Source organism: Paenibacillus hebaui, assembly GCF_051934385.1.
In the GTDB taxonomy this organism is placed as follows: domain Bacteria; phylum Bacillota; class Bacilli; order Paenibacillales; family Paenibacillaceae; genus Paenibacillus.
On the sequence record NZ_CP196836.1, the window covers coordinates 7,069,337 to 7,093,481 of the forward strand.

Annotated in this window: 13 protein-coding genes; 2 read left to right on the forward strand and 11 right to left on the reverse strand. The window is 48.7% G+C overall.

Features of this window, described 5'->3' with window-relative positions; all coding sequences use genetic code 11:
• Positions 1–16: 16 nt before the first annotated feature.
• A complete protein-coding gene (locus tag ACR32F_RS31825) occupies positions 17–1,654 on the forward strand; it encodes an extracellular solute-binding protein (RefSeq protein WP_440114771.1) in 1,638 nt (545 codons plus the stop codon).
• Here ACR32F_RS31825 and ACR32F_RS31830 read toward each other — a convergent pair.
• From ACR32F_RS31830 to ACR32F_RS31845, 4 genes are all read right to left on the reverse strand, one after another.
• The gene (locus tag ACR32F_RS31830) at positions 1,651–1,815 is read right to left on the reverse strand and encodes a hypothetical protein (protein WP_440114773.1); all 165 of its coding nucleotides are present in this window, start codon (positions 1,813–1,815) and stop codon (positions 1,651–1,653) included. The two genes, ACR32F_RS31825 and ACR32F_RS31830, sit on opposite strands and share 4 nt — an antisense overlap.
• Before the next feature lie 324 nt (positions 1,816–2,139).
• On the reverse strand, positions 2,140–5,835 hold the full coding sequence (locus ACR32F_RS31835; protein WP_440114776.1) for an S-layer homology domain-containing protein: 3,696 nt from the start codon (positions 5,833–5,835) through the stop codon (positions 2,140–2,142).
• Positions 5,836–6,265: 430 nt separating this feature from the next.
• Positions 6,266–10,453: an S-layer homology domain-containing protein gene (locus tag ACR32F_RS31840; protein ID WP_440114779.1), complete on the reverse strand. Its 4,188-nt coding sequence runs from the start codon at positions 10,451–10,453 to the stop codon at positions 6,266–6,268.
• A gap of 216 nt (positions 10,454–10,669) precedes the next feature.
• Complete coding sequence (locus ACR32F_RS31845; RefSeq protein WP_440114782.1) at positions 10,670–11,806, reverse strand: response regulator; 1,137 nt, start codon at positions 11,804–11,806, stop codon at positions 10,670–10,672.
• A 216-nt stretch (positions 11,807–12,022) separates the two neighbouring features.
• On the opposite strand from ACR32F_RS31845, the gene ACR32F_RS31850 reads away from it, so the two are divergent.
• Positions 12,023–15,055 carry an ATP-binding protein gene (locus tag ACR32F_RS31850; protein ID WP_440114784.1) on the forward strand — a complete coding sequence of 1,011 codons (3,033 nt, stop codon included), beginning with the start codon at positions 12,023–12,025 and terminating at the stop codon, positions 15,053–15,055.
• Between the two features lie 136 nt (positions 15,056–15,191).
• On the opposite strand, the gene ACR32F_RS31855 is transcribed toward ACR32F_RS31850, so the two are convergent.
• The 7 genes from ACR32F_RS31855 to nikA all read right to left on the reverse strand — a co-directional run bounded on the left by ACR32F_RS31855 (position 15,192) and on the right by nikA (position 24,121).
• Positions 15,192–16,697, reverse strand: coding sequence for a malate:quinone oxidoreductase (locus ACR32F_RS31855; RefSeq protein WP_440114787.1), 1,506 nt, complete (start codon positions 16,695–16,697; stop codon positions 15,192–15,194).
• A 345-nt stretch (positions 16,698–17,042) separates the two neighbouring features.
• The gene (locus tag ACR32F_RS31860) at positions 17,043–18,743 is read right to left on the reverse strand and encodes a cellulase family glycosylhydrolase (protein WP_440114790.1); all 1,701 of its coding nucleotides are present in this window, start codon (positions 18,741–18,743) and stop codon (positions 17,043–17,045) included.
• 381 nt (positions 18,744–19,124) lie between these two features.
• Entirely contained in the window at positions 19,125–19,922 is a 798-nt protein-coding gene (locus ACR32F_RS31865) for an ABC transporter ATP-binding protein (RefSeq protein ID WP_440120078.1), read from the reverse strand.
• Positions 19,923–19,975: 53 nt separating this feature from the next.
• Entirely contained in the window at positions 19,976–20,776 is an 801-nt protein-coding gene (locus ACR32F_RS31870; RefSeq protein ID WP_440114793.1) for an ABC transporter ATP-binding protein, read from the reverse strand.
• A complete protein-coding gene (gene nikC, locus ACR32F_RS31875) occupies positions 20,773–21,627 on the reverse strand; it encodes a nickel transporter permease (protein ID WP_440114796.1) in 855 nt (284 codons plus the stop codon). Before nikC ends, ACR32F_RS31870 begins: the two co-directional genes overlap by 4 nt.
• Complete coding sequence (gene nikB / locus ACR32F_RS31880; RefSeq protein ID WP_440114799.1) at positions 21,624–22,571, reverse strand: nickel ABC transporter permease; 948 nt, start codon at positions 22,569–22,571, stop codon at positions 21,624–21,626. The genes nikC and nikB overlap by 4 nt, the downstream gene beginning before the upstream one ends.
• Entirely contained in the window at positions 22,571–24,121 is a 1,551-nt protein-coding gene (gene nikA, locus ACR32F_RS31885; protein ID WP_440114802.1) for a nickel ABC transporter substrate-binding protein, read from the reverse strand. The genes nikB and nikA overlap by 1 nt, the downstream gene beginning before the upstream one ends.
• Between the last annotated feature and the right edge of the window lie 24 nt (positions 24,122–24,145).

Consider the following 24,145-nt stretch of genomic DNA (forward strand, 5'->3'; position numbering starts at 1 on the left):
GAGGGAGGGTTAGCGGATGAATAGGAAAGGACGGCAACATGTTACAGCACTCCTCACCGTATTGTTTCTGGTTGGTCTAACCAGTATTCTTGGCGGCTGTAGCCTTCTGCCCCTGGGGCAGAAGGCTACAGCGGAACAGCAAAGAGTCGATTCGGCTCATTCCAAATTGGAGAAGGCACCTTATCACATTTCGTGGACCATGCATCAGAATCTGCCTGTACCAGAGGATGCAGAGATGCTGAAATACGTGGAAGATCAATTTAATGTGGATCTGGATGTATGGAACCTTGAAAACAACAGATATGAAGCCCTTCTCGACATGAGGCTGGCCCAAGGCACCATCCCCGATCTGTTCCGGATTCGCCAGCCACAGGACCTGCTGAAGTACCAGCAGCAGGGTGTACTGGCTGAGATTCCGGTAGAAAAGCTGAACACGTACGCCCCGAACCTGATGCGCATCATTCGCGAACAGGCGCCCAGTTATGAGCATGCCGGGATGATTGACGGCAAGTATTATGGCATCCCAGTCATTAATCCAACCAACATCTACCGTACGCCTGTCGTATACCGGCAGGATTGGCTGGAAAAGCTGGGCTTGTCCGTGCCACAAACGCTGGCTGATTTCGAGAAGATGATCTATGCCTTTACCTATGATGACCCAGACGGAAACGGTATCCAGGACACCTATGGTCTATCCAGTGAAGGCATGAACGTTGTATTCGGAGCCTTTGGACAGATCGTTTTTGCAGATCAGCTCTACTTTGACACGAAGGACGGAAAGAAGGTTATTGGGGCGCTGGAGCCCGAGATGAAAGAGGCACTGCAATATTTGCGCAAGTGGTACCACGATGGTGTCATTGATCCGGAATTCGTGACCGGGGAGAATAAAGGCGGGTATAAACACTTGTCTCATGCCTTTATTAGCAGCAGAATTGGCATGACCTCAATGGGCAATTATTATCACTGGATTCAGAGCGGCGACTATCAGGACTGGCGGTATGATCTGGGCAGGCAGATCGTGAAGACCCCGGCACCATCCACTTTTAACGTAAAAGAACTGACCGCCAAAACCCCCGATGCCCGGGTGGTATTCGGCAAACCGTTCACCGGACCTCATGGGCAACGCGGTTCCAAAGGATACGACATGCTCATGAGTTTCACCGCGATTGGTGCCGATGCCGTCAAGGAACCCGGCAAGCTGGAGATGATCCTCCGCATCTTGGACTATGTCAGCGCTAACCCTGACCCAGACCAGGCAGCAACGATGACTTTTGGTGCAAAAGGAAAGCATTGGACCTGGACGGAGACCCTTCTCCGGGACATCGTCATTCTGCCCCCGTACGATACGATGTTCGGTTATCAGAATGGAATCGGTGCGAATATCGGCATGACTGTTCCATCGAAACAGACCGGAGAACGGGAGAAGTGGGCTTCCACGCTTAAACTGGATCAAAATGGTATCTATAATGCGCTTGAGGTGGCTACACCTTCCCTGGCCAAGTACGGACAAGCTTTAATCAGGCTGAAAAATAAAGCCTACATTGCCTTCATTACAGGGGAACGGCCGCTGAGTGAATTTGACGAGTTTGTGCAGCAATTTATGGCCGCAGGCGGTGCTAAAGTGTTGAAGGAAGCGAACGATTTAAAAAATTAATCTCCACTCATCGTTAACACCGTCAGATAAGCCCAATCTTCTCCAATCCCAATCGGACTGTTCCTGTCCGCTTTGAATCTTGCTATTGCTTCATCAAACTGCTGTTTTCGATATGCACTTAGGTTAGAGTAATACTTTTCCTTGGCTTGCTCAAATTGCACTTGTGTACCGATGCTTCTTCAAAACTATGTTTCATATATCCTGTATTTTAACTTTAATGAGATTCATGCATTGGTGAATGAATTCAGAGACACGCCCGAATGGTGCGGCATCATCATCAATAAAATCTTCACAGATGCCATCTTTATTCAGAGGATCATGAGAAAGAACGCTATTGATATCAGGAAATATTCAAATGTTATAGAGTTCTTATGAGCAAGCAGGAAGGTTTTGTCTGTAGCAACCACATTTTATTCGAAAAAGGAAAAATCGAAAAGCCTTTGCTGACCCCAAATATCAGCAAAGGCTTTTCATTATAGATCGGTTTACTTATCGATCAAGTTGGTTACTTTCAGCATTCTTGCGATCAATGCCGTAACCTCAGCACGTGTCATCGTGGTCTTAGGACTCAGAACCTCTGGTCCATTCCCCTGGATGATCCCGGCTGCAATCAACTGAGCCACATCTTCTTTTGCCCAAATCGATACATCAGCCGCGTCACTGTAACGTTCCAGTTCAGAAGTGATCTGTTCTGGACTCACTGCCGCTTCCGGTTCAATCAGACGATATGCACGAGCAATCATCGCAAAGCCCTGTTCACGGGTGATTTCCTGATTGCCGTAGAAGTTACCGTCATTATAACCGCGTACGATACCGAATTCATTCGCAAGGGCTACCGCAGAGCGGAACCATGCGGAGTCGTTGATGTCAGGGAACTTATTTTGTGGTCCATCCTGACGCATTAAGCCCAGCCCAAGCACCACAATCTCGGCAAATTCAGAGCGGGTAACCTGACGATTCGGTGAGAAGGTATTATCTCCGTTCCCTTTCAAATCCAATCGGGCAGCGATGTTATTCACATCGGTTTTACCCCAATGAGTTCTGGCATCTTCAAAATCCTGCGGATTCCAAATGACCGAGTAGCTTCCACTGCTACGCAAGTCATTGATGAGTGCATAGTAACGACTATCGATCTTTTTCACAACTGTCGGCACATGGAATATGCTGCCGTCCGGATTGACGATGACGCCTGTTGTAATCCGGTTCGGATCAATACCTTCCGGAAGTGCAATATATTTCGGCGCGTATCCGTTCAGTTGCCCGGATCTAACCGTTTGTCCATCTTTCGTGAAGGTGAGGTCCAGATCCACCGGATTCACCAGAAGCTCATACCCCTCGGTTGCAGCCTTGTTTTTGGTGCTACTGATCAAAGCATCCGAAGAACGTGCAATGTCGACACGTACAGCAATATCTTTCATTGCAACGTTGCCAAGCTGCTTGGACACACCGTTCAGGTCCATTTTGCCGCCAGGTACCGGATAGATCGCCAGCGGATTACTGATGTTCAGTTTGGAACCTTGATCCGTCAATTGTTTCAGTGTTTCCAACGTTAATCCATCTACTTTCATATCACCTTCATTCGGCGAATGAATCGCGAACGGCTGATAACTGCCATCCCGGGTTGTTTCCAAATTATCCTTCGGTGGTGTCGGAGTTGGCGTTGGTACTGGCGCAGGTGCTGGTGTACTGCCTCCATTGCCCCCAGTATTGACACCGCCTCCACCGTTGTTACCATTGTCGCTGGATGCTCTATACGCATTGATTCTGTACTCAGTTACATGGCCGAGCGAATCCGTTACCTTAACGACAATTGTGTTCTCCCCTACTTGGAGTGGCAAGTTACCACTTGCATTACCACTTTCGACTTCCTGCCAAGCGCCGTTTGCAACGGAAATTTCAATCTTAGCATGTGGATCCAGTGCCGTTGGCGTTAACTGGATTTGATATACGCTATTAGGCACAGAGATTGTATAGGTATCTTTTCCCGGATCAAAGGCCGGGGACAGGCTCCCAGCGGAAGGGATCAGCGTTTGCAGCGTAGATGTGTCTGTACCAATCACTTTGGTAAGTCCTGTCCTAGCGTTAGTCAGATCCAGAAGCGCCTTTTCTACCTGAGCTTGGGTTGCATTCTCGTCGTTGAACACCGATTGAGCAACTTCCAATGCCTCTTGCAGCGTTTGCCAAGTTTCTGGCGTGTACTCCTCTTGGTTCAGTTCGCCTGTTTCGATCTTACCGTTGATCTCATCGGCTTTGGCTTTCAACTTCGTTTTGTCAACAACCGGAGCAGTTGATACCTTTTCCAGCTTTTCATAGGCATCATTTAATGCTTTCAACGCGTCCTCAACTGCTGTTTGTGTTGAATTTTCGTCGTTGAACACCGATTGAGCAACTTCTAATGCCTCTTGCAGCGTTTGCCAAGTTTCTGGCGTGTACTCCTCTTTGTTCAGTTCGCCTGTTTCAATCTTACCGTTGATCTCATCGGCTTTGGCTTTCAACTTCGTTTTGTCAACAACAACATAATGTTTCGGATTTGACGCTTCTGAATCTGCATATGCTGGATTGTTTGTCTTCGCTTTTACTGTCACCGTGTAGGTGCCAGCTTCCAGCGACGGTTCCAATTCTGACAGGTTAAGTACCGTTCCGGTCACCTCCACCGTCCGCGTCGTGCCGTCTTCCAGTTCGATCGTTACTTCATATTTATCCGCATGCTCAACTGCTTCCCATTTTAACTCATCACCGGTCAGTTTGACGTCTGGTGCCGTCAAGGGAGTGGCAGCAGCTGCAATGGTAAAGTACGAATTTGAACCAAAATTTGAGGTATTAATGGTTACTTGACCGTTCTCAATTAAATGGAATGAGTCTTGAGCATCAAATTGCTCATCATTGCTGATCACAACATATCGAGGCAACCCTGTGGTGCCTCCCGTTTTGTCTACTTGAAGTGTAATCTGTGTTTCATTCCAATTTGTTTTCTGTACTTTGTAGATCCGCTCCATCAGAAGCAGTTTTTCTTCATCTTTAGTAATCGGAGTTTTGAATTCGGCATTCGCTCCATTGTCCCCGAACATAAAGAAAGAAGAATTGTTTAATAAATCATTTTTATTTGCAGAATTCGTATCCTGAACACTGTTGCCCAATGCAATCGTCAATATCGATCCCTGTTCCTGAGCTTTGGCTTGTTTCTGCATCAAGCCACTTTTATCATCTCGACCGATGCTTGTAATGCGATGGGTATAGACTGCGTTCACGTGTGAATCCCAGATCGTAGCCATGTTTGAATCGACATATGAATTTGCTGTCGTCTGATCCATCGTATAGCCGTATTTGATCGCCAAATATGAGCTGACTTTTTGTCGTTCTTCGTCCGTAAGAGCATGATCATATACGATAATTTCTTCAATCGTACCCTGCCAATGTTCAATGCCCGTAGCAGCCGGAATAAGCTTACCGACTACAGCTCCGTCAGAGTTGCCGGTATCCCATGACTTAGGATTATCCTGTCCGTACCCACCCAGTTCCTGCACCTGCTTCATTTTACTGTACAATCTAGCTTTGTTAGTTCCATTGTTCCCGCCTGTCCAAGTAACAAATTGCTCGTTCGTGAACGTCGTTCCTAGAAACCCGTCAGAAGTGTATAATGTCTGGTTCCTGTCACTGTTAAATGTCGTCAAGCCGCCCCTTGTACCATTTTGAAGCATCCCTATACCAGTATAACCACCGGATTGGATCCCCCAAGAAATGATATACCTGATGTCTCCAGTTCTATTGGTTTTGCTAACCGTAATGATCGATCTGGGGTTCTTCCCTTGAGGAAGCTTACTTACATCCAGATTCATAAAACTACTCGTTCCGTTATATTCCAATACCGGATTGAAATTAATATTATGATTCTTATCATCCCAATACGTCGGTTGATTATCGATCACATCTTGTATTGCGTTATTTTTTTTACTGCTTTGATCTTCCCAGATACTCACCTTTTCGCCGCTGGCAACTCCGATTGCCCCCTCTGGTCGTAGCCATAGTGCAGGGGTACTAACTCCGCCTGGACCAACAGGAGTATCGTTAACCTCTTTTGCGTGAGCCAAACTCATTGGCAACGTTCCAATCGACAGAATAAAGGAAAGAACCAGTATGAAAAGTCTTTGCCATGGCTTCTTCCGGGTTCCTGCTGTGTACATAGTTTTCCTCCTACTTACCCATCTTATTTTTTGACTGCTCACTGACTGTGAAATTTCCTGCGAAACAAACTGAGCTATTATAGTGGTTCACAATTGCTGGATTCTCGAAAGTTACACTGGGTTAGCCAAATGATTCTTCCAATCTGTTTAAAAAAGGAAACAATTGACATCTTAGATCTTATTTTTCACTTCTTCCTGTACAAAACCGATATATTCATCCTCCCCGTTGATATTTTTGTGTTAGCCTCGTGTATTGACACATATCGTTTTAATTCTACACAAAGCCTCTTACCAAACTCTAACCAAGTCGTCCGATGCCACTAGGGTATGAACTTTAACCAACTTGATCATGTGTGCCTCTGGGCTGCAGAACAGCAAAAAACCTTTGCTGACCCCAAATATCAGCAAAGGCTTTTCATTATAGATCGGTTTACTTATCGATCAAGTTGGTTACTTTCAGCATTCTTGCGATCAATGCTGTGACTTCAGCACGCGTCATGGATGCTTTCGGACTGAGAACCTCTGGTCCATTCCCCTGAATGATCCCGGCTGCAATCAACTGGGCCACATCTTCTTTTGCCCAAGTCGATACATCAGCCGCATCACTGTAACGTTCCAGTTCAGAAGTGATCTGTTCTGGACTCACTGCCGCTTCCGGCTCAATCAGACGATATGCACGAGCAATCATCGCAAAACCCTGTTCACGGGTGATTTCCTGATTGCCGTAGAAGTTACCGTCATTATAACCGCGTACGATACCGAATTCATTCGCAAGGGCTACCGCAGAGCGGAACCATGCGGAGTCGTTAATGTCAGGGAACTTATTTTGTGGTCCATCCTGACGCATTAAGCCCAGACCAAGCACCACAATCTCGGCAAATTCAGAGCGGGTAACCTGACGATTCGGTGAGAAGGTATTATCTCCGTTTCCTTTCAAATCCAATCGGGCAGCGATGTTATTCACATCGGTTTTACCCCAATGAGTTCTGGCATCTTCAAAATCCTGCGGATTCCAGATGACCGAGTAGCTTCCGCTGCTGCGCAAGTCATTGATGAGTGCGTAGTAACGACTATTGATTTTCGTCACTACCGTCGGCACATGGAATATGCTGCCGTCCGGATTGACGATGACGCCTGTTGTAATCCGGTTCGGATCGATCCCTTCCGGAAGTGCAATATATTTCGGCGCGTATCCGTTCAGTTGCCTGGATCTAACCGTTTGTCCATCTTTTGTGAAGGTGAGGTCCAGATCCACCGGATTCACCAGAAGCTCATACCCCTCGGTTGCCGCCTTGTTTTTCGCGCTACTGATCAAAGCATCCGAAGAACGTGCAATGTCGACACGTACAGCAATATCTTTCATTGCAACGTTGCCAAGCTGCTTGGACACACCGTTCAGGTCCATTTTGCTGCCAGGTACCGGATAGATCGCCAGCGGATTGCTGATGTTCAGTTTGGAACCTTGATCTGTCAATTGTTTCAGTGTTTCCAACGTTAATCCATCCACCTTCATATCACCTTCATTCGGCGAATGAATCGCGAACTGTTGCCCTGTGCCTTGTGACATGGCAACGTTCAGCTTGGCTGGATCAACTTGAACCAACGTTTGCTTATCATCAGATGACTTGGAAGTCGCGAACGGCTGATAACTGCCATCCCGGGTTGTTTCCAAATTATCCTTCGGTGGTGTCGGAGTTGGCGTTGGTACTGGCGCAGGTGCTGGAGTGCTTCCTGAATTGCCACCGCCGCCATTGTTGCCTCCACCGTTGTTGTTCCCATCATTATTTGAGGCTCGAGTAACCACTACAGTGTAATCCGTCTGCAGTCCATTCGCATCTGTAACTCTAACAACAATGGTGTTTGCACCTACGTTCAGCGCAATATCTTCACTGCTGCCTCCGCTCTCCACTTCCTGGAGCTTACCATCCACCAAAATCTCAATTTTGTCTGCCGAATCAGGAGCAATCGGATGAATACGAAGGCTGTATACATCATTCGTTACCGTTGCCGTGTAATTGAATTGGTTTGGATCAAATGCCTGGTTCAGGGCGATGTTTCTCCCATATGAATCTGTCAGATTGAGTTGCGTCAGTGCCTCTTTTACAATGGTAAAGGTTCTCTTTTCCGTAACGGAACGTCCGCCATCCACTGCTGTTACCTCAACGGTGTAAGTACCTGGTGCCAGATCTCCTTCCAGATTATAGGACCAGTTCGGGTCGCCAGCGTTCCAGATCAAACTTCCTGCAACATCAACCACATTTCCATCTGCATCTTTCAACGTTACGCTCAGTTCATCTGTATCCGTATGGACAGTACCCGAAATGGCTGGCTTCTTATCTGAAGTACTCTCTGCTGGTTCAGTAATCTTCAGCTCACCTGCGAATGGGTCTTCCAAATCGAATTGGAAATCATGAACCAATGTCCCTTCTGCTCCCTCGCCTTTTAGATAGCCAGAAGTCCCATTGTAAGCTACGTTAATCGTCTCATCACTTGATAATTTAACCGATTCGGGCAAGGTCAAAATCAATTTGGTAGGGTCCGATCCATCAATAACGGCTCCGACTACCTCTACGGTTTGCCCATCGATCGTAACCGTAAATGCACCACTTAGATCTACTCCAGAAACGACTTCGATATCTTTATCAAAATGAATGGATATCGTGCTTTCGCCCTCGATGAAGCTGCCTCTGTCCGCTTTCGGTTGATTCTTGACCAATCCACCGATTGCGCGATCCAATTCACTTAACAGGTCATTTACCTGAGTCTGTGTTACCAAAGGATTGCTCAAAAGTGCCTGTGCCTCTTGGACTTTGGTTTGCAATGCATTCCATGAGTCAGTCGTGTAATCACCATTCGATATAGCTAAGGCTTCTTTCACTTTTTTCGCTAATTGAATTGTATTGACTGCATGAATAGCATCATCAAATGCTTCGACCGGAAGTCCGGTCATCGCGTCCCTCAACGTGCCGCTGCCATCATAATTAACTGTAATTTCTTCTCCCGATTTAAGCTGAGGTTCTGCTAGAGGGATGGAAATCGTAGATCCATTAAACGTAAATTGACTTAGATTATCATACACGTTATTTCCGACCGTGACGGTGAAACCCTTCAAATCATCCAATTTTATATCACGGTTGAAGGTAAGATTCAAAGTTCCATCGTCATTTACCTGCGATGCTAGCAAATGAGCATCTTTGGGTTCCGGGTAAGCAGCTGCAAACGTGAAGTAAGAGCCGTCCGCAAAATTAGAACTGTTTAATGTAACCTTTCCATCCGTTACCGGATAAAAGGAATCATTGTTGTCAAAAGAGTCATCTTGGCTAAGAATGATATGGCTTGGTTTTAAGCCTTGAGCATCATCCACTTGAAGCGTGATATCCTGATCGCTCCAGTTTGTTTTGTCCACTTTATAAGAACGATCCATCACCTTCATATGGACACCATCTCTCATGATGGGTGCACTTGCATAAGACACTTCATCTTTCGCACTCTTGTCCGCGAACATAAAGAAAGATTTATCATCCATATTGCTCGTATTGTCGGTATTAGCCTTATGGATCGTATCTCCAAGTGCAATCGTCACATTGGAACCAACCGCTTGTGACTTGGATTGCTTCTGGTACTGGGCTCCTAAATCATCACGGCCAATTCCCGTGATACGATTACTGTAATCTGCTTGACTGGCCGAATTCCAGAAAACAGTACCGTTTACTCCGTCCCAATCACTGGCTACATAGTTGTCTGCTAAAGTGATTCCGTATTTTAACCCCAAATAGCTGTACACTTTATTTCTCTCAACATCTTGTAAATTGCGATTATAGAGTATTGTCTCCGACACTAGACCACTAAACCGACTGTTGTGACCAGCTCCGAAATAGTAACCCGTAGCACTTGTCGCATTATTGAAACTTGTCGTTCCAGCAGAAAGATTTTTGTCTAATAATTTATTATTATTTAGATACATTACAAAATAATTTTCTGTTCGCAATACATTGAAAATATCTGCTTTTCCTAATTGATAGGTTCCGGTATTTGTATAATTTAATTCATCACTTGCTGATTTACTGCCAAATGAAGTTTTTATCATACTTGCACTTAATATATCCTTACTTCCTTGCCCACCCAAGTTCCATGGAAATCCACTGATGTCTGATTCAGCAGAAGGTCCTTGTAGGGAAAACACTTCACGGGCAACATCGGTTGTATGAAATGGAGCCCTGATATAGTAACCTTTGTTACTATTAATCAAAATTCCACTATTAAAGTTAACAGCACCTTTAACCAGTGTGTTAGGATTCACGGTACTCCATACATTATCATCTTCGACATTCGTGTCCAGATCGACCAGATCGGTTAAAGAAGTGATTTGGCTACCGTCAGCTGCCAGATTCATACTCTTTTCAACATCAACCCACGAAATGAGTCCGTCGCTTACACCACCGGGATAAACCGCCTCCGTAACAGTGATATTCGTAGAAATCGGACCTGCATCTGCATGTGCTTGCTTCGTTGGTGTTATGCCGGGTAATGGTAGAATACTTGCAACCATCAGGAGGGAAAGTGCCTTTGACCATCCACGCATCATTTTGCTGCCTTGCGTTTTCTTAACGTCCTTCAACTCTTTTCACACCTTTCGTTCTATTTGATTTCACATATAAACCATTTTTCTCATATTCCCATTTGGGACAGCTGGTTTATTAGATTGTGTTATTCCGATATACATCACCGTTCATTCTACCACCCTGTCTCTTACCAAACTCTTACCAAACCCAATGAGGTCTCGAACCAAAAAAAACAGCCTCGCAAGTGAGGCTGCAAGGCTGTCCAACTCCAATCAAATATTCGATTTCTTCCACTCGTGGTACCACAACTCGACTTCCAAGCCAGGACGTATGCCCGCCTCTTGTTCTAACGCAGTAACCAACTGATTATATTGAGCGATCACGGGATCTTTATTACCTAATCGATCATACGTTTTCATTAACGATAGACCGACTTCCTCCAATGATGGCTCGAATTGCTGTACCCGGTGATATAGCGTAAGAGCTTCCGTATTCTGTCCCAGTCCAATGTAATATTGTGCGAGCTGCATGGCGTGGTTACGCCATAGTGCATGCAAGCGCTGGCGCTCCAGTTCAGCCCATGCGTAATCATCCTCACCATAATATTTGCCTTCATATTGATCTGAGGTCTGTCGATGCTCAGCCATTGTAGACGAGGATAATAGAGACAATCGATTAAGACGACTTTCCCATTCTTCCGCGTCAATCCTGAATTCTCCTGTTTCCAGTATATAACCAAACTGTTGGTAGCGAATAGATATCTTGTCCTCGCCCATGAATTCATTCATCATGCTACGCAAGCGATGTATACCGCTATGAAGATTTGAAATGCCTCTCTTCTCATCCAGCTCTGGCCACAACAGTTCAAGCAGTGAATCCCGCTTGATCGGTTTGTTCCGATGGTGAAGCAAATAGGCGAATAGCTCTCTGATTTTGGTCGTTCTGAACTTCAAATGCATCGGCGCTTCGTTCGGATGCAGTTGTACCTGCAGCATTCCCATACACCGGATCAACATGGACGGCTCTTCCACCGAGTTCAGACTTGCTGGAATGGTTCGGCGTTGATACATCTTCATCGTTTTGTCCAGACGATCCCGCGTTACGGGCTTCATGATATAGTCCAACACCTCAAGCCCATAGGCCGTTAGTGCATGTTCGTTATTTGCTGTCGCAAAAATAATCTCTGTTCCAGGGGAAACCTCATGAATGCGTTCAGTCGCCTCTATCCCGTTCATCCCTGGCATGTGAATGTCCATGAAGACGACTTCCGGCTGATGACGCTCGATTTGATCCATGGCTTCTTCTGCCGTCAAAAAAGAACCGATAACTTCGCAATCGTCTCTCTCTAGCAAAAGTTTGTTCAACCTGTTCAGAGCGAGGTATTCATCATCTACCAAAATCATTCTCATATGTCACAACCCCTCCGGCTCACTGTTCTTCCTCTGATCTTTAATTTTACCATAATTCCATAAGGGTAGCGCTATCATTTGAGTAAAAAGTCTATGTTCCGGTATTGAATAAAATGTTATTCATTTGCGCTCCATTTGCAGGAATTCGAAGTATAATGTCGAAAACTAATTTCTGCCATGAAACCAATAACCTTTAAAAAGATACCCCGATATGTCGTGCTGTCGATATTATTCCTGACTTTTTTGCTCGGATTTCGTTGGATATGGTCTGCGTCTTTCACCATACCTGAACACCCTGAACCAGCTCAGGGTGTGCTGGATCTTCGAGGATGGGATCTTGCCAACGCTTCACCGATATCCCTTGACGGTGAGTGGGAATTCTATCCCCGTGTATTAATTTCTAATCGTGAAGCAAGGGTACTGAACCACCCTTCGACCTGGATTCAAGTTCCGGGAGATTGGCGCAGCGCAATGCCAAACTCTTCGAATTCATTAGGATACGGAACATACCGGCTCCGTGTTCTACTAGACCCCTCAGTAAGGGAGGTTGCGCTCTGGGCTCAAAAAATCCAGGCTTCATCCATCCTAGAAATGAACGGGAACATCGTCGCCGAATTCGGTCAACCTGCCACCCATGCCGAAGCCTATCACCCAGAAAGGACCACGTTTACGACTTCCTATGCTCTAAACGGGGCAAACGAGCTCGAGCTTGTCGTGCAAGTTGCCAATTTTGATGATCCTTCTAGCGGTGGTATTACACGCTCCCTCTATTTTGGTTCTCCAGAGGCGATCGGGAGCGAACGGGGAATATCAATCGATTTGCAGAAAATTACCTTTGCCATACTGCTGCTGCATAGCTTGTATGCGTGTGTGATGTTCTTTTTTAACCGCAAACAACGTGCTCTGCTCACGTTTTCCCTGTTAACCCTGGCAGCAGCGCTTACGGTTGCTTCTGACCATGACAGTCTTTTATTGAACTGGATTCCACTCAACTTTTCTTGGATGGTCAAGGCCAAAGCGTTATCCTATCCCTTGTTTTCGTTCTTCATGCTTCTAATGGCCAGAAGTTTCTCACACAGTTTGCGAGGTCGCAGACTTTTCCGAGTCTATGCCAGTACGCTCGGTGTCTACTGTGTATTTCTGCTGATCGCACCAGTGACCCTGATATACCAAGTCCTTGGGTCCGGGATTTCTGATTTCCTTTATCTGTTTGCCATTGCCTGGTCTGTGTACCTGTTCTTCAGAATGGCTGTCAGAAAACAAAGTGACGCCAGCTTCTTGCTATTCGCAGCAACCGGTAGTTTATCCAGTGTGCTGTGGGGATTCATGAACTCACATAACGAGATTACCAACGTGTATTATCCAATTGATGTCATCGCGGCCATATTCGGTTTCTCAACCTACTGGTTTAAAAAATACTTCCGTAATTCAAATGAGATCGAGAAGTTGTACGAACAGCTCAAAGAAGAAGGCCGGCAGAAGGATCAGTTTCTTGTCAATACGGCTCATGAGCTGCGTACACCACTACATGGTATCATCAACATCGCAGAGAGCATCGAGGTCCGCGAACGGCGGAGATCGGGAGGGCAGCATGCAGAAGACATGAAGCTCCTAATTACCATCGGTCGCCGAATGTCCCAGCTGGTTGACGATCTGCTTGACGTGATTCGCCTGAAGGAAAAACGCATTAAGCTTCAGAAAAAACCATTATCCCTTGCATCCGTCATTCCAGGCGTGATCGGTATGTTCAGGTTTATGACCGAGGGCAAGCCTGTCCAGATAAACGTGGATATTCCTGAATCGCTCCCCCTTGTTCAGGCCGATGAGAGACGACTTGTTCAGATCCTCTACAACCTGTTGCATAACGCACTCAAATTTACCGCCGAAGGTAACATTACCGTTTCTGTCCGGGAACGTGAAGAGTTCGTTGTGATTCAAGTTTCGGATACAGGCGTTGGTATGAGTGAGGAGATACAAAGACGAATATTCGATGCCTATGAACAAGGGACTCCTGAGGCCCGCGCGAGTGGAGGAATCGGTCTGGGACTCAGTATCTGTAAGCAGCTCACTGAACTCCACGGCGGCGAGCTAACCGTGCAATCTGTGCTCGGGCAAGGATCGACTTTCCAAGTTTCACTTCCACTGGAAGAGGGGGTAGTGCTGCCTGACCGGACGAAGCAGCGCCTAGACACTTATAGCTTCGAGGAAGTCGCGGTTGCAGAGCAACAACCGATATCGCATGAAAGGGCGGCCGCCAATATTCTCGCTGTCGATGATGACCCTGTGAACTTAAGGGTACTTATCTCCATGCTTTCGAACGAGCCATACCATATCCAACCCGCAACTTCGGCGCGTGAAGCACTGGAATTACTGGATACAAAACCGTGGGACTTACTGATTGCCGATGTCATGATGCCACATATGTCTGGTTATGAACTGACAGAGAATGTACGCAAGCGTTATTCCGTATCCGAGCTTCCTATCCTGTTATTAACAGCACGTAACGAACCGGCCGATATCTACACCGGATTCATGGCTGGCGCTACGGATTATGTCACCAAGCCCGTTGATGCTGTTGAGTTGAGACATCGCATCGGGTCACTGGTTGTGCTGAAACAATCCATCGATGAAAGGCTACAGATGGAAGCCGCTTATTTGCAGGCACAGATTCAACCTCATTTTCTATTCAATACGTTGAATTCCATCATGGCACTTAGCGATCTGGATACCGAGAGAATGCAGAAGCTTGGCGATGCCTTCATTCAATATCTGCAGACCAGTTTCCATTTCATGAATTCTGAGAAAACAGTGGATATAGCCCATGAGTTAGATCTTGCACGTGCCTATGTGTACATTGAGAAAGAACGGTTTCCAGACAGACTAGATGTCATCTGGGACATCCCTGAAGCCCTCAGCGTATCTCTTCCGCCGTTAACCATTCAGCCGCTCATCGAGAACGCGGTCAGACATGGCGTCTTAAGCCAGCACAAGGGCGGGTCAGTACAAATCCGAATTAACAAACAAGATGACCTTATCCTCATTGAAGTTCAGGATGATGGTGTGGGGATGGATCAGGCTCAGATCGATAAAGCGTTGGAATGGCCGAAGAAGATCGGAGCCGGGGGTATTGGACTAACCAATACACATCGGCGACTTATTCAAAGATATGGCCAGGGTCTGACTATACGTAGCACTCCGGGCGAAGGAACTACAGTCGCTTTCGTAATACCCATTCATCAACCGAAATGAGATTGATCCCACCCTATTAAGTTAGGTCAACACAATAACACTTCATTACAGAAGAGTAAGCCAAAGAGCTAAGCACGGTGATATCCCGGCTTAGCTCTTTATCATGACCACCATAGAACGGTGGCATGCTATTCGTTTATACAAGAAGGGCCTGTTTCTCATCCGATAAACCAAGCGCCTGAGCGGTTGCAGCATGAACTTCCTGAAGAAGATCCAGATTCTCCACGAGTGACACGCCATAGGAAGGAATCATTTCCTTGATCTTCGGCTCCCATGCATCCATATGCTGCGGGAAACATTTGTGGAGGATCTCCAGCATCACGTGAACAGCGGTCGACGCCCCCGGCGAAGCTCCGAGCAATGCCGCAATCGAGCCATCCGCAGCCGTGACCACTTCCGTACCGAATTGAAGCGTTCCTTTGCCACCTTGGACCGTATCTTTAATGACTTGCACGCGCTGACCTGCCAGAACCATATCCCAATCTTCGGTTTTGGCACCTGGGACAAAGTCTCGTAGCTCTTCCATGCGCTGTTCTTTGGATAACATCAGCTGTGAAATCAGGTATTTGGTCAGTGAGATTTCTTTGACCCCTGCCGCGAGCATCGTTAACAGATTATGCGCCTTCACAGACGTGATTAGATCAGCATTGGAACCTGTTTTTAAGAATTTTGGCGAGAAGCCGGCAAACGGTCCGAACAGTAACGACTTCTGGTTGTCGATAAATCGAGTATCCAGATGCGGAACCGACATGGGGGGTGCCCCTACCGAAGCTTTGCCATATACTTTGGCATGATGCTGCTTCACAACTTCCGGATTTTTGCACACCATGAAGAGTCCACTAACCGGGAAGCCGCCAATATGTTTTCCTTCCGGAATACCGGATTTTTGCAGCAAATGCAGGCTTCCGCCTCCGGCTCCAATAAAGACAAATTGCGCAGTATGCCGCTCGACGGCACCGCTGCCCAAATCTTTTACACTTAGTTCCCATGAGCCATTGCTCGTGCGTTTAATATTCTTCACGCTATGTTGATAGTGGATATCCACATTATGATTCTTTAAGTGATCCAGCAGCATACGCGTTAAAGCACCAAAGTTAACATCCGTACCGTAGTCGATTTTGGTGGCTGCAATCGGTTCATTACTTGTACGGTCTTTCATCATCAGCGGAATCCATTTCTTCAATGTTTCCGTGTCATCCGAGAATTCCATGCCTTCAAATAACGGGTGGTTCGATAAAGCTTCATAGCGTCTCTTCAAAAACAGGACATTGCTCTCTCCATGTACATAACTCAAATGAGGAAGCGGCATGATGAAGTCCCGCGGATTACGAATCAGATTGCTATTGACGAGATAGGACCAAAATTGTCTTGAGATATGAAATTGTTCATTCACCTTGATGGCTTTGCTAATATCCACCGATTTGTCTGGTCGTTCAACGGTATAGTTAAGTTCGCAGAGTGCGGAATGCCCGGTTCCGGCATTATTCCATTCGTTGGAGCTTTCCTCCCCTGCACTGGCGAGCTTTTCAAAAACCTTAATATTCCAGTCTGGCGCCAATTCTTTAAGCAAAGTTCCCAAAGTTGCACTCATAATTCCGGCACCAATCAAGATAACATCTGTACTCGTTTGTCCCTGGCTCATGTCTACCGTCCTTATATCCTATATTTGCCAAAAGGATGTAAGCGTTATCGATTTGGCATTGCAGCAAGCCCATTCTTCAATAGGATCGCCTCTTCTGAATGAATATAACCTTGATATAGTGTATCAATAATATGGATAGATTTAAATACGTAATTTGAAGATATTTATTAATGTTCAGCTCAGCCAGCCAAAAAAGGGCTTCTCACGTGTATGGAGTTCTTTCTTTGTGTTCATAGATATGAGAAAATCCTCAATTATAAAATCCTCATCACTCCCAATCAGTAATTCCTCCTCGTTGAAAATACAAGAAAGCCGAACCGGCTTTTCCACCGTTCGGCCTCTTTGCTACGGCTCGATTCCCCATACAAGCTTACTTTTCCGATACAGCGTAACTTTGTTCCAGTCGCTGAACGTCGTCTTCGTCCCGTCGAACGAGTAGTCGTCCGTCTTGTTAAAATCCGACCAGTCGCTCTTGGCGATACGCACCTGGATGTCGCCGGATTGGCCGCCCGCCGATATCGATCCGGCCGTCGCCGCAAAGCGGATTTCCAGATACCCATCCGTGCCTGTTCGCGCCTGTTCGATCGATGCAAACGTTCCGCCGACTGCGTTTGTGCCGATCTGGGCCCAATCACACCAGAATTTGAGCTCCTCGCTGCCGTCTTTCGTGAAGTAATAGCGGAGCTTCACTTCACTCAGCGGAACGTTCGTCTTTCCGGTATTGGTGATGTTGAACGTCGCATTGATCATATTGTCCTCTGCCGCGCTGCTGTTGCTCGTTTTGTATTGGACGGCGAGTCCCTCGGCAAAGTTCGCTCCGCCGCTCGCAGGTGCCGTCGCTCCTGCTGTCGGCTTCGATGCTGCCGAGTCTGCGGCCTGCTTTGGAGCGGCCGACTTGCCGCCGCCGTTCACGGGCTTCATGATCCTCGCAAGCATTTTTTGCTTCGGCTTGTTCCATGTCTGCCAATCGTCTAACAGCAACCCGCCGGTATCTCCGCTGTTCGGATTGAGGCTCCAGTATGTCCAATACAGATCATTCCGGTTGATGTAGTCGACAAGCGCGTTTTGCCACTTGCCCTCCTTCGAAGCCGAATCGACGCTGCGGCCACCGAACTCCCCAAGCAGTATCGGGGCGATTTTTTCCTTGTGGATGTAGCCCCAATTCGCATCCCATACGCCGGGCAGGTTGGCGGGAAATTTACGATCGGCGAACCACGGCTGCGACGAAACACCCGGGCCGTAATCGTGTGGTGAGTAAACGATCCTGTTTGGTACTTTCAGCCGGACCGGATATTTGCGAACGCCCTTCAGATTGCCGCCCCACCAATAGGAGCCGCTCTGTCCCTTTACATTCGCGTCCACCCCTTCCACAACGATCAGCCAGTCCGGATTGACAGCGAGAGTCGCATTGCCCGCCCGTTCCGCAGCCAACCGCCAGTCTCTGGCTGAATCGCCGCAGCCCCAGCATACGGAACCGTGCGGCTCGTTATGCAAATCGGCGCCGATCACCGTGTCGTTGCCCAGATAGCGCTTCGCCAGCATCGTCCAATCTTTAATCCATGTCTTTTCCGAAACCGATTGCGTATACCATCGCTCCGCTTGCCCCGAGGCGGTTGGACGATGACGGTCAAGAATGATTTTCATGCCGCGCTTTCCCGCCTTCTGAACGAGCTTGTCCAGCAGTTGGAGCGGCGTCAGCCCCTTCAGGTCGGGATTTTTTGCATAGTCGATCCCGCTTGGCTTTTTACCGGGCAGCAGCATTTCGTTCGTATACGGGATGCGAAGCAAGTTGTATCCTTCTTTTGCAAGTTGGTCCAGCATGCTGTCCATCGACCGCGTCCACAAGCCGTGGGGAGAAAAATTGTCTGTCTCAAATCCGAACCAGTTCACCCCGTTGAAACTAGCCGGTTTGTCCTTCGCATCGACGATGCGGTTGCCTGAAGTGTGGTAGTAGCCCGAAGACGATGTGGGCTTGGCTGCAGCAGTCGCACCGATGCCTGAGAGGAGCACGACCGCAAGCAGCAGGCAAGTTCCTATCCGTTTCATTCGCTCTCCCCTTTCTATTATCCGGGATTGAATTTTGGGCGCGTATATAGCCTCGCAGGTACATCGCGCCTGTAATGGCCTGCTCTTTGAATATATCGGATAATCAGCGCAATTGCTGTATATACTCCTTTTTCATCAAATCATCGATAACTTTCTCTGAGTGCATATTATCTGGCCTGGTCCACCTCGATACGTGATGTAGTTGCTTACGGAAATAACAATCTTCCCACTGCTGTTGTAATTGGCAGCTGGGTGATTGTAATTGTTCAAATGCGCAAAAATCAAGCGGGGAACCGGAAAAATGAACACGGAAAGAGCCGCTTTCGATTGTTTCCGAAAGCGGCTCTTTGTTTGAGCTTTCTCATTTCCTGCATTGTGTACTCAGAAGATCGAAATCAGTTCCTTCGTATATGGATGGCGCTCTTCCGCGAACAACGCGTCCGCGCCGAAGCGGTCAACAATCTGCCCTTCCCGCATCACGATGATGCGCTGGCTCATGCGGTGTACGGCAGCCAGATCATGCGAGATGAACAGATACGACAGACCGAGCGACGTACGGAGGTCGGTTAGCAGCTGCAGAACTGCGCCCTGCGAGATCACGTCCAGGCTGGCCGTCGGTTCGTCGAGGACGACAACATCCGGCTCAATGCCGATGGCACGTGCGATGGTTACGCGCTGTCGCTGTCCGCCGCTTAGCTCATGCGGATATCGTCCAGCCAAATCGCTGGGAAGCTCGACAGCTTCAAGTAGCTTTTGGACGTAAGCGTCCTTCGACGTGTAGGTAAAGTGGGATAGCTTGGCGTTCCGTCCGAGCTGCTCGTACGGATCGATTAATGAATCGGCAATCTTGAGCTTCGGATTCAGTGCAGCCATCGGGTTCTGGAATACGATCTGAATCTTCCGGCGATGAGGTCGCAACCGGCGTCCACTTAACCGGGCGATATCTTGTTCGCCAAGTGTAATGGAGCCGGTATCCGCATCTTCAATCCGTAGCAGACAGCGGGCGAGCGTACTCTTGCCACAGCCGCTTTCCCCAACAAGACCGAGACACTCGCCGCGGTTCAGGGTGAAGGAAATATCCTCTACAGCCGGTCGGTCTGCCCCCGCATAGGTCCGGCTGAGATGCTCCACGCTCAATACAGGCGTGGTCGTTGGTGTAGCGTGGCCCTCACCGTGCAATACGGATTCGCCTGTCTGGATGAATTCCGTATGTTCTTCATTTGCAGTTATCTTCACTTCGTTCCCGCCTCCTTCAGACCCGACTTCAGCGAGCGGCTCAGAATGGGAGCCGCTTCAATCAGCTGGCGGGTATATTCATGCTGGGGATGGTCGAGAATGCGATGCTTTCCGCCAGATTCGACGATCTGCCCTTCCTTCATGACAGCCAAGCGGTTGGCATAGCGGCGTACATGGCGCCAGTCGTGCGTGATAAACAGAATGGCACAGCCAGTCTCCGCCTGCTTGCGTGCGAGCAGTTCCAGCACGCGATGTCCGGATACACTGTCCAGCGCTGTTGTTGCCTCGTCAGCAATCAGCAGACGAGGAGACAGCATCAGTGATGTGGCAATCGAAGCCCGCTGAAGCTGTCCACCACTCAATTGGAACGGGTAACGACGGAGCAGCTCCGCGCCAAGCCCAACCGATTCCAAGGCTTCCTCGGCTCGTTTCTTGCGGGTGGCAGAAGACTTTTCCCCGTGTACCTTCTGGTACTCGTCAAAGTGTCCGCCAATGCTCCGAAACGGCGTGAATGCTCCTTGGTAGTCCTGAAAAATATACGAGATGCGGCTTCCCCGCAGGGCGCGCATCTCCTTCGGCTTCCGTTCAAGCAGGTTGCTCCCTTCGAACATGACACGTCCCGTCGCATGCAGATTAGGCGGAAGCAGGCGACCGATGGCTTGCGAGAGCAAGCTTTTGCCGCTACCGCTCTGTCCAACTAATGCCATGAACTCGCCTTCGCGAACAGCCAGAGAGACTTGATCTACAATCGTGCGATCCCGACTGGAGATGCTCAGTTCCTCAATGGAGAGAATCATGGCTGCACCTCCTTCTTCACGTCAAACCGGTCTCTCAGATAGTCGCCCAGCATGTTTGCGAGCAGCACCACCGATACGATGGCGAGACCCGGATAGATCATAAGCTCTGGCCGAGACTGGAAGTAGGGCCGTGAGTCATTCAGCATCGCACCCCACTCAGGTGTTGGCGGCTGTGCGCCAAGGCCGATGTAGGACAGTGACGAGATGAGCAGGATAATTTTGCCCAGATCGAGACTGGCTAACACGAGCACATGACCTGCGATATGTGGAAGCAGATGCTTTCTCATGATACGACCGTCTGACAGTCCGTTGGTCCGGGCGATACGAATGTAGTCCTTTTGTGACTCAGATAAGACGGTACTTCGAACAAGACGTGCATAGCTGACCCACTTCACAATCACGATGGCTAATACCAGATTGCCGATGCCTGCGCCAAGCAGTCCACTTAACACGATGGCGACAATGGTATCAGGGAAAGCGAGGAAAGCATCAGCGATCCGCATGAACAGCTTATCCACCCAGCCACGTTTGTATCCTGCAATCAAGCCAAACGGAATGCCGATCAGCAGCGCAGCACTGAGTGCCAGCAGGCTGTAACCGAGCGTTTGCCCGCCGCCCAGAAGCAGGCGTGTGAGTACGTCACGACCCAAATGGTCGGTGCCGAACGGATGAAGCGCACTAGCACCCTGCAATCGTCCGCGTAGATCGGTTAAGGTGTGATCATGTTTCAGAACTAAAAAGGCATATACGGAGGCCGCGATGACTAGCAGTGCAAATAGCAAACCAATGATCGCCTGCCAGCCGTGTTTTTTAGTTTTTTTGGCCGGAATATGCAGGGGCATGGTTTTCATCGGTGGGCCTCCTTTTCCTTAAGTTTCATTTCAGGATTCAAATAACGGTACGACAGGTCAACCGCCGTATTCACGAGGAATACCACGATGGCCATGATCAGGATGTAACCCTGAATCAGTGGATAATCACGCTGGCGGATGGCGTCGACGACGAGCTTACCGATGCCCGGATAGGCGAACAGCACTTCAATCACGACGACTCCGCCGATCAGGCTGCCGAGGCTTACGCCGAATACTGTAATGACAGGCGGCAGACTGTGCCGAAACGCGTGAAGCATGAAAATGCGACCTTCGGATAACCCTCTTGCCCGGGCGGACCGAACGAACTCCTGGCTGAGAGAATCTAATAGGCTGGAACGCAAAAGACGCACATAGACGCTGGAGATGGCAAGTCCCAGCGTCAGAGATGGCAGAATAAGCGATGCGAATCCATCCCGACCCATGGTCGGCAGATTGCCATAACGTACGCCGAACATATCGATCAAGATTAGACCCAGCCAGAAGCTAGGCACAGCCGCACCGACAATGGACAGCATACGGCTGCCCCGGTCGATCCAACTGCCGCGATGGAGCGCTGACAGTGAGCCGAGCGGTATCGCTATGACGAGCATGACCAGCAGCGCGCCAATGGTCAATTCAGCCGTGGCTGGCAGCGCACGCATTAGGGTCTGCATGACAGGTTGACCTGTCGAGTACGATACGCCAAAGTCCAACCGAACGAAATCGAGTAGCCAATTGCCAAACTGGACAGGAAGGGAATCGTTGAAGCCCATCTCCTCGCGAACAGCTTCGACCTGTTCCTGACTAACGGACAGTTCGTCCACATTCAAGATGGTCAGCACCGGATCACCGGGAGCAAGACGGATGAACAGGAAGCTCACAAACATAATAAACAGCAGAAAAATGAATACCTCCAGGAACTTCCGAAGCAAAATGCGAAACATTACATCACATCCAGCTTATTGGTAATCATGTAATATTCACTGCGAGCCGTGACCCAGTTCTTGATCTTCTTGCCGTTGTACGCAACGATCGTACCTGGATGCAGGACAAAAGAATTTAGCACGTTGTCATGTACGTAGTTGGCTGCTTTCTCGGCAAGTTCCGCACGCTTCTCCGGTTCAACCGTGAGATTCAGTTCGTCGATGATCTTGGTCAGTTCCGGATCTTCCGATCCGCTGAAGTTAAGAGCACCCTTCGGATGGTACGTTGCATTCAGATAGTAGCCGGCATCGCCGCGCGGGGCTGTCAAATTACTGTACGTCGCAATATCCCAGTCGCGGTTGGATGCCATGTAGTCTTCCGGCGTGTCGATCTGGCGGATCTGGACGTCGATACCGATCTTCTTGGCATCAGACTGGAACACTTGGGCGATCAGTGGCAGATCGGCACGAGCTGAATAGGTAAGCAGTGTCAACTGCAACGGCTTCCCATCCTTGGTCATCACGCCGTTTTGCAGTGTATATCCCGCTTCCTTAAGATAGTTCACTGCGGCGTCAGCTCCTGACCCCGTGGCAGTCTCTGTATAGGTTGGCGCGAACGGCAGCGATGGCAAGAACGGCCCGATGGCCGCTTCGCCGTAGCCGAGCAGGATCGTGTCAACGATACCCTGACGGTCGATCAACGCATCCAGCGCGCGGCGGACGTTCAGGTCTTTGATACTCTCCCGCTGCATATTCATCGTCATCTGATGCACGCGGAACGTCGACGTGGACTCCACGGTCATGCCGTCCATTGCTTTGAGCGAGTCGAGGCTCTCGACTTCCGGACGGTATACGATATCAACCTGACCGGATTTGAGCGCAAGCGTGCGGGCGTTGGCATCTTCATTGAAGGAGAACGTTACTGAATCCAGTGGCGCTGCTCCGTCCCAATATTCATCATACCGATTCAGTTCCAGCTTGCTGCCCGGGGTAAAGGAGGTCAGCTTGAATGGTCCAGTACCAACGGGCTTGTTCACAATGTCCGGCTCGCTTACGTCGATAATCGCCGTGTTCGGATTCACCAGCTCTGAAGCGAATTCCGGGAACGGCTGGGTTGTGGTGATCTCCAGCTTGTCACCCTCGGCTTCAATCGTATCGATCTTGAGTGCATTCTGGATAGCGGCACTTTCCTGCAAAGCCCGCTCAAGCGAAGCCTTAACCGATTCGCCAGTCATGGGCTTGCCGTTCTGGAATGTCACATCATCACGCAGATCGATCGTCCAATGCTGACCGTCTTCACTCTCCCAGCTCTCAGCGAGCCATGGAGCAACCGTCAGATTCTCTTCATCGAGGCGAACCAGCGTTTCCGTAATGCCCGCGCGCAGCGGCACATAGCTGGAATCCACATGTGGATCTAGCGAACTGGTGGAGAAGTTATATAGGAAGTGAACATTTTTATTATCGGTGGATGGTTGCGCAGCGGGACTGGACTCAGATGATCCGCAGGCGCTCAACAGTCCAGCGCTCAATGCCAAGGAGACCAGCGCTAGCAGTGGCGTCTTTTTATTCAAGGTAATGCCCCTCTCTCTTAATCG

Excerpts from the sequence above, each read along its gene's own strand:
- ACR32F_RS31835 (WP_440114776.1), bottom strand. The coding sequence starts at position 5,835 with ATGTACACAGCAGGAACCCGGAAGAAGCCATGGCAAAGACTTTTCATA.
- ACR32F_RS31870 (WP_440114793.1), bottom strand. The coding sequence starts at position 20,776 with ATGATTCTCTCCATTGAGGAACTGAGCATCTCCAGTCGGGATCGCACG.
- ACR32F_RS31825 (WP_440114771.1), top strand. The coding sequence starts at position 17 with ATGAATAGGAAAGGACGGCAACATGTTACAGCACTCCTCACCGTATTG.
- ACR32F_RS31855 (WP_440114787.1), bottom strand. The coding sequence starts at position 16,697 with ATGAGCCAGGGACAAACGAGTACAGATGTTATCTTGATTGGTGCCGGA.
- nikB (WP_440114799.1), bottom strand. The coding sequence starts at position 22,571 with ATGTTTCGCATTTTGCTTCGGAAGTTCCTGGAGGTATTCATTTTTCTG.
- nikC (WP_440114796.1), bottom strand. The coding sequence starts at position 21,627 with ATGAAAACCATGCCCCTGCATATTCCGGCCAAAAAAACTAAAAAACAC.
- ACR32F_RS31860 (WP_440114790.1), bottom strand. The coding sequence starts at position 18,743 with ATGAAACGGATAGGAACTTGCCTGCTGCTTGCGGTCGTGCTCCTCTCA.
- ACR32F_RS31845 (WP_440114782.1), bottom strand. The coding sequence starts at position 11,806 with ATGAGAATGATTTTGGTAGATGATGAATACCTCGCTCTGAACAGGTTG.